This is a genomic window from Larkinella rosea, from assembly GCF_003858635.1.
Taxonomy (GTDB): domain Bacteria; phylum Bacteroidota; class Bacteroidia; order Cytophagales; family Spirosomataceae; genus Larkinella; species Larkinella rosea.
Genome location: NZ_RQJO01000009.1, coordinates 882,364 through 894,845, shown reverse-complemented (window position 1 = coordinate 894,845; position 12,482 = coordinate 882,364). Strand labels below are relative to the sequence as shown.

Genomic DNA, 12,482 nt, shown 5'->3' with positions numbered 1-12,482 from the left:
AAACCGTCAACCATCAAACCACCTGCTGTTTTTGAACCCGGCGCTGGGGTACGACCGGTTTTTTCTTCCGGCGACCCCACCAGATGATGAAACCGGTTACGGGCAAAGTGGCACAGACCAGGCTGGCAAAAAAGGCCAGGACTTTGCCGGGCAAACTCAGAATGGCACCGACGTGAATGTCGTAGTTCATTCGGCGGAGCTTGTCGCCAAAACCGGCATTTTTATACGCCCCGAAATAGGGACCCTCACCGGCCAACGCCTTCAGTGTGAATTGATCGAATGAGTAATAATCGGTTTTATAGTAGGTTCCGGGCCGGTAATTAATCGAAACCCCAATCGATTCCGACGCCCGTTCGGGAATGGAAATATACAAACTGGCGGTTTCGGGTTTGGTCCGAATAAACCGCTGCCAAAGCAGATCGGTTGGATTCGTAAACCGCCGGGCCTGGGTCGAATCCGACACGGGAAGCTGGTATTCCGGCAGCGGTTTTCCGCCCGTTGTGGCCCGGTAAATTGAATCAGAAAGCCATTCGATTCCGAAGATCATGCCGGTAATGGCCAGAATCACGGAGAAGAACAGCGCGTAAAAACCGGGGACGTTGTGCAGGTCGTAATTGACCCGGCGCCACTGCGCTTTCCACTTGACTTTAAAGCTCTTATCCCGGTTGGATTTCGTCCATTTCTTCGGCCACCACAGCACCATCCCGGTGATTAGCAAAACCGTAAAAACGAGCGTACCGTAGGCAACGACCGGCTGGCCAATGGTTTCGGGCAACCACAGGTAATAATGCCCGTGGAGAATAAAATGAAAGAAATCCGTTTCCTCATCCACTACTTTCAGCACCTCGCCGGTGTACGGATTCAGGTAAACCTGGTAGTAATAATCGGGAGCCGCCCCGTAAAACGGCACGTTGACACTATGACCGGTTTCGCCGTAATTCACGCCTTTGGCCGGTTTTCCCGGAACCTGTTTTTCGGCAATCGCCTGCAGCCGCGAGGGTGGCAACAACACGCCGTTTGCCACTGGTTCGACATACTGAAAAGGACGGATAATGCTTTTGATTTCGTACTCAAAAGCCAGAATACAGCCCGTCACCGCCACGACAAACACCAATAGCCCGGACGCAAGTCCGAGCCATAGGTGTAGTTTTCCAACCATTTTTTTTACCGTCATTATCGATAATCATCAAAATTTATAGCCCATGCTCAAGCGGAAATTCCGGGGTGCTTCGGCCTGATAATAATACGCTTTGCTCCACGAATAATAGGCCCCCGAATACAGATAGGCATCCAGGATGTTATTGACATTCAGGGCGATATTCACCCGGTTATTCTGCCACGAAATGGCGCCATCCAGCCGGAATGTGTTGGGCAAAGTCGGGTTTTTATCGACGGCTTCCGAAAACCAGCCGTACCGATCGAGTTGCCACTGGTACCCGAGCGAAACGCCGAGTCCCTGCAGGGCGGTATTGCGCAGCCGGTACGAAAGCCAGGCGTTTGTGACGTGTTTGCTAAAACCGGGAACGGGCAGACCCACACTTTCCGACCGGGTATCTTTCGTGATTTTTGCGTCGGTATACGCGTAGTTCAGCATCAGGTTCAGCGCCGGTAACAACTCGCCCCGGACGTCCACTTCAACCCCCTTCGCCTGGGTTTGGCCCAGTTGAACGGAATAGTTCAGGTTAGTGGGGTCGGTGGTCAGTACGTTGTTTTTCGTAATTTGGTAGACCGAAACCGAGGAGTTCCAGCGACCGTCGGCCCAATCTTTTTTCAAACCGGCTTCCAGGTTGTTTCCGGTAATCGGGTCGAAGGCTTTCCCCTGCCGGTCGGCACCCGACTGCGGCACAAAAGCCTGATCGTAAAGCGCGTAAACCGTAGTTTGCTTATTCACCGAACCGCTGATGCCTACGCGGGGTGTAAATTTGGTTTCGTTGGTTGCCGCTCCGTACTGACTATCTTTCACCGATGTCAACCGGCCCGCCAGCGTTAGCCGAATCCGATCCTGCCAGAAACGCAGTTCATCCTGAACGTATAAACCGGTGAACGACTGACTCATGACATTGACTCCGGCGCGGGCACGCAGGCTCGTCGAACGGTCGTATTTCGGAATCAAATGCGTCGGCAAATAGTAATTCGGCGAATTGGTATTGAACACGAACGTGCTGTCGTAGAGCGGAAAACTCTGGCCCCAGTCTGCCATGTATTTTTTGTTCCCCAAATCCAGACCTCCCAGAATCCGGTGGACCACCGGACCGGTCGTCACTTCGCCATTGACAAAAATCTGGCCGAATTTGCTTTCGTTGGCCGCATCCCAGATACTGGAGTTCCGGTAAATCCGTCCGTCGGTTTTTGCCGAATCGGCCCAGAGCGAATTGCCCACCTGCGTGAAATTGAAGTACGCCATTTGCCCCGTCAGCTTCCAGTTTTCGCTGATCTGGTGTTCCAGGATCAGAAACGCGCTGTGATCGTGGATCACCGTCGGTTCCAGATTGGCCGATGCGATGGTGGCATTGCGCGGCTGTTGGCCCAGACCGTTGGCATCGAAAACGTATGCCGAACCAATTGCCGACATTTGGGAATATTGGTAGGTATATTCGGCGGTAATCGACGTCTGTTCATTGATTTTATACTTGACCACCGGCGCAATCGTATACCGGTTATTGAATTCAAAATCGCGGTGCGACCCTTTCGACTGACCCATCAGGTTCAGTCGGTACAACAACCGGCTGTCTTTGCTGAGTTTACCGTCGAGGTCAAGCGTTGCGCGATACGTATCGAAACTACCCACGGCAAAACCAGCTTCTCCGCGCGTGACGCCCGTCGGTTTTTTGGTAACGACATTGTAAAAACCGCTTGGTTCGCCGTTAGCCATCATGAAACCGGCCGGACCTTTCACGAACTCGATTCGTTCCACCATCGACATATCTTCCGCAGTTGGCCCCCAGGTCGACTGCACGTTCATCCCGTTACGGAAGGGCGCGACGCGCGATCCGCGCATATTCAGCCGGGCATAATTGTCCCAGTGTTCCTGCCGGGTAACGCCACTGACGTTCCGCGAAACGCCTTCCAGCATGTCGAAAATCTGCTGATCGGCCAGTAATTGGCGGTTTACTACCTGAATATTTTGTGGCAATTCGAGCAGGGGCGTTTTTAGCCGCAAGCTGGAGGAGGCAATATCGGTTTTGTACGAACCCTTGCCTTCAACCACCACTTCCTGAAGCTGTTCAGTGTTTTCAATGAGCGTCAAGTCGGCTACGGTCGTTCGTTCACCCGCCACGACGGATACGGCCTGGCGAACGCGCTGATGCCCTACGCGTGTGATGACCAGCACATGCTGACCCGCCGGAACGTTATTGATGACGTATTCACCGGCGTCATTGGTGATCGTTCCCAGCCGGGTGCCTGCCACCCGAACGGTTACCTGCGTCAGGGGATGAGAATCAGACGCCAGTGTTTTTCCAGCAACACTCCCGGTTTGCTGGGCCATGGCCGATAAACTGAGCAGGCACACCCAGAAAAACGAGAAAACGAGCAATTTTTTAAGGGAAAATTTGATCATATCGGCTGTATTTGTTATACTTATTTAGACTGATTACAAATACAAAGGTATGATCCGGCCGGTAACGCCCCAACTTTTTTTGTAAAAAAATAGCTAAGTTTGGTAAAAACCGCCCCAGCTCATGAAAAACCGCCTTTTAACGTTAATCAGTATTTTCTTTTCAGGAATAGTCAGCGCCCAGCCTGCCAACATAGCAACCGATTACGTCCGCCAGCATTTCCAGAAATCGGAGTACCTCATTCCCATGCGCGACGGTACCAAACTGCACACGGCCGTATATGTTCCGAAAGATGCTTCGGAAACCCTGAAGTATCCAATCCTGATGCAGCGGACGTGCTACAGCGTGGCCCCCTACGGCGCGGATCAGTACCCCGCCAAACTGGGGCCATCAACCACGTTGATGCAGGACGGCTATATCTTTGTGTATCAGGACGTTCGAGGGCGGTATTTGAGCGAAGGCGTCTGGACGAACATGACACCCAATCTGCCCGACCCGGCGCCGGTGGCTGCTTCCAAGAAGAAATCAAAAACCGCTCCGGCAGCTGGTTCGCCCGACGAGAGTTCGGATACGTATGACACTATTGAATGGTTGCTGAAAAATATAAAGTATAACAACGGGCGGGTGGGCCAGTGGGGCATCTCCTACCCCGGTTTTTACACCGTTGCGGGTGCGGTCGACGCGCATCCTGCCCTGAAGGCGTCATCGCCCCAGGCCCCGGTTTCCGACTTTTTCTTCGATGATTTTCACCACAACGGCGCGTTCATTCAGGCCTATATCTTCACCTACCCGGTTTTTGGTATTCAGCACCCGAAGCCGACGACGGAAAACTGGTTCATGCCCGCCATGTTCAACGACAACATCCGGGACGGTTATCAGTGGCAGTACGATCTGGGGCCGCTGAAAAACATGGATAAATACTACAAGGATAATTTCTACTGGCAGGAAACCGTCAACCACCCGAACTACGACGAATTCTGGCAGAAACGCAACATCTTGCCACACCTCAAAAACGTCAAACACGCCGTAATGACCGTTGGCGGCTGGTTCGATGCCGAAGATTTATACGGTCCGCTGAATGTTTACAAAACGCTGGAGAAAAACAACGCCGGGATTTATAACACGCTGGTTATGGGGCCGTTCGGGCACGGGCGCTGGTCGGCGGAAACCGGTCATACCCTGCACAGCAACGTCTATTTCGGTGACAGCATCGCAACGTTTTACCAACGGAACATTGAAGCCAAATTCTTCAACCACTTTCTGAAAGGGGCGGGCGACGGAAAAACCGGATTGCCGGAAGCCTACCTGTTCGATACGGGGCAAAAAACCTGGAAAACCTTCACCAAATGGCCCGCTGCCGAAGCGCAAAAGCTGACATTCAGCCTGAGCCCATCCGGTCAACTTTCACCGCAAACCGGTGACGGACAAGGCTTTTCCGAATTCATTAGTGATCCGAAAAAACCGGTACCTTATACAGAAGACATTACGACTACGACCGGTTTTACGCCCTTTAATTACATGTCGGAAGATCAGCGGTTTGCGGCCAAACGACCGGATGTGCTCGTCTTTCAGACCGAACCTTTACCCGACGATCTGACGCTCGGTGGCGAAATCATGGCGAAACTGAAAGTGAGCACCTCCGGAACCGACGCCGACTGGGTGGTGAAGCTGATCGACGTGTATCCGCCCGACGAACCGAATCATCCGTACATGCCCAACAAAAATGTAATGCTGGCAAATTACCAGCAGATGGTGCGTTCGGAAGTGCTGCGCGGGCGGTTTCGGAATTCTTTCGAAAAACCGGAACCCTTTAAATCCGGGGAAATAACGGACGTCAGCTTCCGCTTGCAGGACGTACTTCACACCTTCAAAAAAGGCCATCGGGTGATGATTCAGGTTCAGAGCACGTGGTTTCCGCTTATCGACCGCAATCCGCAGAAGTACGTTGAAAACATTTTTAAAGCCAATGCCGAGGATTTCCAGAAAGCCACGCACCGGGTTTATAACAACTCGGTGATCGAAGTTCAGGTGCTGAAATAAAACCGCCCGATGGGCAATCAACAACCGGTTTGTGGGCTACGGTTTGCTCACGAACCGGTTTCCTTTGACGTAAAATCGATACGGCAAATCCGCTCCCTGCGTAATGCCGATGCGCGTGGTAGTCACCATTTCAACGTTTTCCTGCATTCGTGGACGGATAAAAACCGGCGAAGCTTTTCCCGCTTTCGTTAATGAAAGGAAGTTATGATCCCGTGAAATTCCCATCGCGATAACGAGTTTGCCGGGACCACTGGTCAGTCCGCGTAACCCGGTTTTCGTCGTCGGGTCGAGGTGGCGTCGTTCCCCCATCAATTCCAGCCCTTCGGTGGGTTCGAGCGCCCGGATCAGAACCGCTTCTCCCACGTCTTCCGGCCCCGTCACGACGTTCAGGCAATAATAAAAGCCGTAAATCAAATACACATAGAGCGTACCCGCCGGGCCGAACATGGCCGCATTTCGGGCGGTTTTCCGACGGTACGCGTGGCAGGCCGGGTCGCCGGTCAGGTACGCTTCGGTTTCAACAATAATCCCGGCAGTGGTTCCTTCGGCACTTTCGTGAACGAGCTCGCAGCCAAGCAGCAGTCTGGAAAGTGTTAGGGTGTCGTGATCCTGATAAAAGTCAACGGGAAGTTTAGCCATCGCAGGTATAACCGCAAATAGAATGCGCCGGTTTTTTATACATACACTTTCTGTTGTTGAAATTGCATAAAAGAAGAAGTGGTTCTAAATATTCCGGGAAGTTTCAGGGACGACTCACCCAAACAGCTTTGCAGAATATTGTCAACCGAATTGCCGGAATTTCCAAGGCAATTTCTCGTTGAAAAGACATTAGGTACCATTGCGTATATTATCCCAATTACGTAGCTTGAAACCTCAACTTACAAAAATTATGGTACGGGTATCTGATTTTTTCAAAGAAGAAAGAGATCCGCTTTTTATTCGGGGAGTCGAAAAAAGAATCGCTGAGTTACCAAAGCGCTGCTGACGGAGAACAAGTTCATCCTTGAAGAAATCGCCCGCTTAGTGGATGTTCCGGTTGAGTTTGTGAAAGAGATCCAGAACGAGATAAACGCTTAGTATGAAAAAAATTCTTGTGGTCGGGATGGGGAAAGTCGGTTCGCTGGTTGGTATTCTCCTCAACAAACGCTTCGCCGTAACGGGTTTTGACAAACTTCAACCAGCCTACGACCTGCCCTTCCCGGTTATTCAGGGCGATGTGTCGGACGACGCTACGCTGCTGCAAACCCTGGCGGATTTCGACGGTGTTGTATCCTGCCTGCCATATAACCTGAATCTGCCGATTGCCAAAACCGCCTGGCAGCTGGGTTTGCATTACTTCGACCTGACGGAAGATGTTCCGACCACCACCGCCATTCGCCGGATGGCCGAAACCGCCAAAGGCGTCATGGCTCCCCAATGCGGTCTGGCACCGGGCTTGATCGGCATTGTGGGCGCGGATCTGGCCAAACGTTTTACCAAACTTCGGGATATTGAGCTCCGTGTTGGAGCTTTGCCGCGCTACCCGAACGGTTTACTGGGCTATTCGTTCACCTGGTCACCCGCCGGAGTTATCAACGAATACCTGAACGATTGCGAAGTGATTTCGAACGGCGTTTTCAAAACCGTTCCGGCCCTCGACGGCATCGAAGTGATCAACATCGAAGGGCAGGAATTTGAAGCGTTCAGCACCTCGGGCGGTTTGGGAACCATGTGTGAAACCTACGCCGGGCTGGTCGATACGCTCAATTACAAAACGATCCGCTACCCCGGCCACGCCAAACTGATGCGGTTTTTGCTTTACGAACTGATTCTGAAAGACAAACGGGTGCTGGTCGAGCAGATTCTGACCGAAGCCAAACCGCCCGTGCAGGCCGACGTCGTCTACGTTTACGCCGTAGTGGAAGGCTGGAAAGGAGCGATTTTGGAGCGGGAAGAATTCTACCGCGCCTACCACCCGCGCGAGATCGACGGGCAATCCTGGCGGGCCATTTCCTGGACCACCGCTGGTTCGGTAGCCGCCGTCGTCGAACTCGTCGCCGATGGGTTATTGCCCCAACACGGTTTTATCAAACAGGAGGACATTCCGTTTGAACTACTGCTGAGAACGCAAAACGGAGCGTTTTTTGGCCAACCCTGACCGCGGTCGAAGACCCTGTTAGCGGCAAATAAATTGACTTCCCTGGCCGCTGACGGGGTCTTCGACCGTAGCGACGGCCCGGCACTGTCAGGGCTTAAATCACATTCAAGGTTTGCTCCTTGATTTTTTCCAGTTCATCTTTCATCTGCACGACTAGCCGCTGGATGGCGGCATCATTGGCTTTGGAACCGATCGTGTTGATTTCCCGGCCGATTTCCTGCGCGATGAAATTGAGTTTTTTGCCGTTGGCTTCTTCGGCCGACAGCACTTCCTGAAAATAGCTCAGGTGGTTTTTCAGCCGGACTTTTTCTTCCGAAATATCAAATTTTTCAATGTAATAAATCAGTTCCTGTTCAAACCGGTTCTGGTCAAATTCGTCGTTGCCCATCAGTTCCACGACCATATTCCGAACCCGCTCACGAACGGCGGGAATGCGCTTCACATCCTGCACCTCGATCAAGGTAAGCCGATCGGTAATAATCTGAATGTATTCCCGAAACTTGACTTCCAGTCCATTTCCCTCCTGCTGCCGGAACTCATCACATTTCCGAATGGCTTCCAGCGCCGTCAACAGAATCAGTTCCCAGTCGCTTGCGGCCGTATCCGACGCGCTCGACGCTTCCGAATTGAACGCATTCGGCTGTTGGAGGGCCAGTTTGAACAAATCACCATCCGACACGTCCAGCAAAAGTCCCTGCGACGTTTCCCGCAAATCCTTCAGATACGCTTCGATCAGCGGGCGATTTACGGTGACGCCGGGCCGGACATCGGTCAGGCGGGTAACATTCAGCGATAACTCCACTTTGCCGCGTTCCAGCTTTTGCGTGAGCAGGTTGCGTAATTCCACTTCTTTATCGGAAAAGACCCGGGGAAGCCGGCAATAAATATCTAGAAACTTGGAGTTTAACGTTTTTACTTCAGCAGTTACCGTCAGCCCGTTGGCTTCCTGGGTCGCACTGCCGAACCCGGTCATCGATTTTAGCATAATTTTTTAAGCAGACTGCTCACTTATTTTCCCACTTGCTGTTTTCTTGTTCAATGCGGTCAGCTCAATTTCCGCCATTTCTTTTCGGTATTTCGACACATCACAAGCCAGGTAAATCGCCTGCAGCATGGAGGTTTCGTCGGCCTGGTTTTTGCCGGCAATGTCATAGGCCGTACCGTGGTCGGGTGACGTGCGAACGACGGGCATTCCGGCCGTAAAATTAACGCCTTCGTCAAAGGCAATGGTTTTGAACGGAATGAGTCCCTGATCATGGTACATCGCCAGAACCGCATCGTATTTCCGATACGCCCGAGTCCCAAAAAAACCGTCGGCGGCAAACGGTCCGTAAATCAGTTGCCCTTTGTTGCGTAATTCCTGAATGAGCGGTTTTAGAACTTCCTGTTCTTCGTTGCCCAGCAACCCTTCCTCACCCGCGTGCGGATTAAGCCCTAAAACCGCGATCCGTGGCTTTCGAATACCAAAATCACCCTTTAAGGACTGGTACATCAGCTGGAGTTTGGTCAGAACCCTTTCTTTGGTAATGTTCGAACGGATTCTGCCGAGCGGAATATGGCCCGTTACAACGCCCACGCGCAGCACATCACTCACCAGAAACATCAGGTTTTCCTTTACCTCAAAAGCCTCGGCAAAATATTCCGTATGGCCCGGAAATTTAAAGGTTTCGGTCTGAATATTATTTTTATTGATCGGCGCAGTTACGATGGCATCCAGGTGCCCGGCTTTGAGGTCTTCGGTGGCTCGCTGCAAACAGGCCAGTGCTGCCGCCCCGGCTTCCGGCGTTACTTTTCCCGGCTGAACCTCCTGATTTTGCCGGTCGCCCCCACCCTGATCATTCCAGCAGGTGATGACGTTCGTAAACTTCGGGTTGGCCTGCCCGACCTGCTGAATACCGTTCAGATTCCAGTCTTTCAACGACAACCCACTTTGCTGCAACATATTCCGGTAGCGGTTCAGCACACGCATGGATCCGTAGATAACCGGTGTACAGATTCGCTGTAACCGATTGTTCTGCAAGGCTTTCAGGATGACTTCCGGACCAATTCCATTGTAATCACCGAGGGTAATTCCGACGACGGGCCGACGGGTTTGGGGTTCAGACTGACGTTCGTTATGCTTATCCGACTGGCGTGGTTCCATTTAAGTTAGTAGTTTCGCCCTTTTCAAATGAACAATGAAAAATGAATAATGAAAACAAAAGGATCTCAATGAGGCCGAATTGGCCCACTTTTCATAGTTAATTATTCATTCTTCCCTGTTAATTATTTTGCAAGTTACAAAAACCAGACGGATGTCCGCGATTCGACCCATAATCCTGATTGCCGACGAAATGCATCCCTCCCTGTTTCCCATGCTCGAACAGGCCGGATTTGCTTTTCAGTACGAACCAAAAATAACGAGAAGTGGCCTGATTGAAGCAATTGCCGATTACGACGGTTTAATAATCCGCAGCAAAACATCGGTTGATGCGGAGGTTCTGGATCAGGCTCATCGGTTACGGTTTATTGGCCGGGCGGGTGCCGGTCTGGATTTGATTGACCTCGATAGTGCTACCCAACGAAATATTCAGGTCTTTCACGCGGGCGAAGGCAATCGCGACGCCGTGGCTGAACACATGGTCGGGATGTTACTCGGCTTATTGGCCAACATTGCCAAAGGCGACCGCGAAGTGCGTCGGGGCATTTGGGATCGCGAAGGAAACCGGGGGTACGAACTTGGCAGTCTGACGGTCGGAATCGTCGGATTTGGTAACAACGGACGCGCCACGGCTCGTCGACTCAGCGGTTTTGGTTGCCGGGTGTTGTGCTACGACAAATACCTGACCCATTACGGCGGTGCCTACGCGCAGGAAGCAGAAATGGAGCAGATCATGGAAGAAGCTGACGTGCTGAGTCTGCACATTCCGCTGACTGCCGAAACCCGGATGATGATCGACGACGGTTTTATCGAACGGTTCGAAAAACCGTTTTACCTGGTCAATATTGCCCGGGGCGAAGTCGTATCGCTGCCCGCACTGGTGAGGGGACTGGAAAGTGGGAAAGTGCGCGGAGCGTGTCTGGATGTGCTGGAAAATGAAAAACTTTCGAAGCTGACACCTGAACAGCAAACGGCTTTTGACTATCTTCGAAATTCGGACAAAGTCGTTCTGACGCCCCACGTGGGCGGATGGACGCACGAAAGTTACGTCCGGATTAACGAGGTGCTGGTGAGCCAGCTAAAAGAACTTTTATGAAATTACTCCTTTTGCTGTTGCTACCGGTTTTGGCTTCCGCTCAACTTCTTCCAGAAAAATTAAGCGGTTATCTGCGGAAATTACCGGCTCAGGCACGGGTCAATGTCGCGTTTGAATCGTTGACCGACCACACGACGTTCGTTCACTTGCCCGATGAACTGGTTCCCTCGGCCAGCGTGATCAAGATTCCGATTCTAATCGAAACGATGGAGCGGGTCAAAGCCGGGAAATTCGATCTTGACCAGATTCACGTGCTGCAGGCGTCGGAAAAAACCGGCGGTTCGGGGGTTTTACAAACGTATCCCGACCAGAGCAAAATCACCAACCGCGAGGTGTTAACGCTGATGATGACCCGCAGCGACAATTCGGCCACCAACATTCTGATCCGCGAGCTGGGCATGGAAAACATCAACCAGCGGATGCGGACCTTGGGCCTGACACAGAGCCGGTTAAACCGGATGATGATGGACACACTGGCGGCTAAACAGGGGCGCGAAAACCGGGTGACGGCCAGCGAAATGAATATTTTACTGAAGAAAATCTACCGAAATGAAGTGGCGACTCCCGCGCTCTGCGAACAGATGATCGATATCCTGAAACGCAATACCGATCAGACTACCTTTCGACTGTTTTTACCCAAATCGGCGGTCATTGCCCACAAAACCGGTGAGCTTTCGTATGTTCGGGGGGATGCCGGTATTTTTTACGTTACCAAACCCTTTCTGCTGACGGTTTTTGTACAGGGCACCACCACGCCCGAAGCCGAGAAAATCATTGGCGAAATAGCCGAAATCTGCTACAATCAGTTTCTCTAACATGGAAACCTTCGCCGACCGCGCCATCCCGTATTACCTCCGCCAAACCGAACCCGATCACCTGCCTCCGGGCGTCAGTGCCTTGAATCCGTATCGCCAGCCGGAAGTACAATCCATTGTCAATCAGTTTTATACGCGATTTTTCAACGACAATAATCGGCGCGTTTACATTCTGGGTATCAATCCGGGTCGCTTTGGTGCGGGTGTCAGCGGCATTTCGTTTACCACGCCCCAGAATCTCCAGAGGTATTGTGGTATTGAGAACAATCTGCCGCCAACGCCCGAATTGTCGAGCCGGTTTATTTACCAGATTGTCGAAGCGTTTGGCGGTGCCGAAGCCTTTTACGGGCGGTTTTTCCTGACTTCCCTGTACCCACTGGCGTTGGTCAAAAACGGAAAGAATTACAACTTTTACGACGATAAAGCCACAACGGCCGCCCTCTGGCCTGACATTATTTCATCGGTTCGACAGCAACTGACATTCGGCTGCGACCGGAACATAGCGGTTTGCCTGGGCCGGAAAAACGAAGCGTTCTTCCAAAAACTCAACCAGCAGCACGGTTTTTTCAGCCGGATCGTGACGCTCGATCATCCGCGATACATTCTGCAATACCGCAGTCGTGATGTTGATGCGTATGTGGATAAATATGTGACTACTTTGGGGGAGTGTATTGCTTTGTAGTTTTCCCTAAAACCG

General features: G+C 51.9%; 10 protein-coding genes. 5 read left to right on the top strand and 5 right to left on the bottom strand.

The window, feature by feature from the left end:
- Positions 1-13 precede the first annotated feature (13 nt).
- Together EHT25_RS19515 and EHT25_RS19510 are read right to left on the bottom strand one after the other, a co-directional pair.
- Positions 14-1,159, bottom strand: a complete 1,146-nt coding sequence (locus EHT25_RS19515; RefSeq protein ID WP_229311658.1) for a PepSY-associated TM helix domain-containing protein — start codon at positions 1,157-1,159, stop codon at positions 14-16.
- A gap of 27 nt (positions 1,160-1,186) precedes the next feature.
- The gene (locus tag EHT25_RS19510) at positions 1,187-3,559 is read right to left on the bottom strand and encodes a TonB-dependent receptor (protein WP_124876797.1); all 2,373 of its coding nucleotides are present in this window, start codon (positions 3,557-3,559) and stop codon (positions 1,187-1,189) included.
- Positions 3,560-3,680: 121 nt separating this feature from the next.
- Between EHT25_RS19510 and EHT25_RS19505 the strand changes: the two genes are divergently transcribed.
- The gene (locus EHT25_RS19505; protein ID WP_124876796.1) at positions 3,681-5,597 is read left to right on the top strand and encodes a CocE/NonD family hydrolase; all 1,917 of its coding nucleotides are present in this window, start codon (positions 3,681-3,683) and stop codon (positions 5,595-5,597) included.
- Between the two features lie 36 nt (positions 5,598-5,633).
- Here EHT25_RS19505 and EHT25_RS19500 read toward each other — a convergent pair whose 3' ends face one another.
- A complete protein-coding gene (locus EHT25_RS19500; RefSeq protein WP_124876795.1) occupies positions 5,634-6,236 on the bottom strand; it encodes a DNA-3-methyladenine glycosylase in 603 nt (200 codons plus the stop codon).
- Between the two features lie 439 nt (positions 6,237-6,675).
- On the opposite strand from EHT25_RS19500, the gene EHT25_RS19495 reads away from it, so the two are divergent.
- Positions 6,676-7,734, top strand: a complete 1,059-nt coding sequence (locus tag EHT25_RS19495) for a saccharopine dehydrogenase family protein (RefSeq protein WP_124876794.1) — start codon at positions 6,676-6,678, stop codon at positions 7,732-7,734.
- A gap of 94 nt (positions 7,735-7,828) precedes the next feature.
- Here the strand turns inward: EHT25_RS19495 and EHT25_RS19490 are convergent, their stop codons facing one another.
- Positions 7,829-8,719: a YicC/YloC family endoribonuclease gene (locus EHT25_RS19490; protein WP_124876793.1), complete on the bottom strand. Its 891-nt coding sequence runs from the start codon at positions 8,717-8,719 to the stop codon at positions 7,829-7,831.
- A 6-nt stretch (positions 8,720-8,725) separates the two neighbouring features.
- Positions 8,726-9,877 carry a 4-hydroxythreonine-4-phosphate dehydrogenase PdxA gene (pdxA, locus tag EHT25_RS19485; protein WP_124876792.1) on the bottom strand — a complete coding sequence of 384 codons (1,152 nt, stop codon included), beginning with the start codon at positions 9,875-9,877 and terminating at the stop codon, positions 8,726-8,728.
- 151 nt (positions 9,878-10,028) lie between these two features.
- Here pdxA and EHT25_RS19480 point away from each other — a divergent pair, with 151 nt between their 5' ends.
- Genes EHT25_RS19480 through EHT25_RS19470 form a run of 3 tightly spaced genes read left to right on the top strand, consistent with a single transcriptional unit; the run spans position 10,029 to position 12,467 of the window.
- Positions 10,029-10,970 carry an NAD(P)-dependent oxidoreductase gene (locus tag EHT25_RS19480; RefSeq protein ID WP_124876791.1) on the top strand — a complete coding sequence of 314 codons (942 nt, stop codon included), beginning with the start codon at positions 10,029-10,031 and terminating at the stop codon, positions 10,968-10,970.
- Positions 10,967-11,785 (top strand): serine hydrolase, encoded by an 819-nt coding sequence (locus EHT25_RS19475; RefSeq protein ID WP_124876790.1) that lies wholly within the window; start codon positions 10,967-10,969, stop codon positions 11,783-11,785. The genes EHT25_RS19480 and EHT25_RS19475 overlap by 4 nt, the downstream gene beginning before the upstream one ends.
- A 1-nt stretch (position 11,786) precedes the next feature.
- Positions 11,787-12,467: a uracil-DNA glycosylase family protein gene (locus EHT25_RS19470; RefSeq protein ID WP_124876789.1), complete on the top strand. Its 681-nt coding sequence runs from the start codon at positions 11,787-11,789 to the stop codon at positions 12,465-12,467.
- Positions 12,468-12,482: the final 15 nt, after the last annotated feature.

Bases quoted from the DNA above. Each gene is read 5' to 3' on its own strand.
- EHT25_RS19515 (WP_229311658.1), bottom strand. From the start codon at position 1,159: ATGGTTGGAAAACTACACCTATGGCTCGGACTTGCGTCCGGGCTATTG.
- EHT25_RS19510 (WP_124876797.1), bottom strand. From the start codon at position 3,559: ATGATCAAATTTTCCCTTAAAAAATTGCTCGTTTTCTCGTTTTTCTGG.
- EHT25_RS19505 (WP_124876796.1), top strand. From the start codon at position 3,681: ATGAAAAACCGCCTTTTAACGTTAATCAGTATTTTCTTTTCAGGAATA.
- EHT25_RS19500 (WP_124876795.1), bottom strand. From the start codon at position 6,236: ATGGCTAAACTTCCCGTTGACTTTTATCAGGATCACGACACCCTAACA.
- EHT25_RS19495 (WP_124876794.1), top strand. From the start codon at position 6,676: ATGAAAAAAATTCTTGTGGTCGGGATGGGGAAAGTCGGTTCGCTGGTT.
- EHT25_RS19490 (WP_124876793.1), bottom strand. From the start codon at position 8,719: ATGCTAAAATCGATGACCGGGTTCGGCAGTGCGACCCAGGAAGCCAAC.
- pdxA (WP_124876792.1), bottom strand. From the start codon at position 9,877: ATGGAACCACGCCAGTCGGATAAGCATAACGAACGTCAGTCTGAACCC.
- EHT25_RS19480 (WP_124876791.1), top strand. From the start codon at position 10,029: ATGTCCGCGATTCGACCCATAATCCTGATTGCCGACGAAATGCATCCC.
- EHT25_RS19475 (WP_124876790.1), top strand. From the start codon at position 10,967: ATGAAATTACTCCTTTTGCTGTTGCTACCGGTTTTGGCTTCCGCTCAA.
- EHT25_RS19470 (WP_124876789.1), top strand. From the start codon at position 11,787: ATGGAAACCTTCGCCGACCGCGCCATCCCGTATTACCTCCGCCAAACC.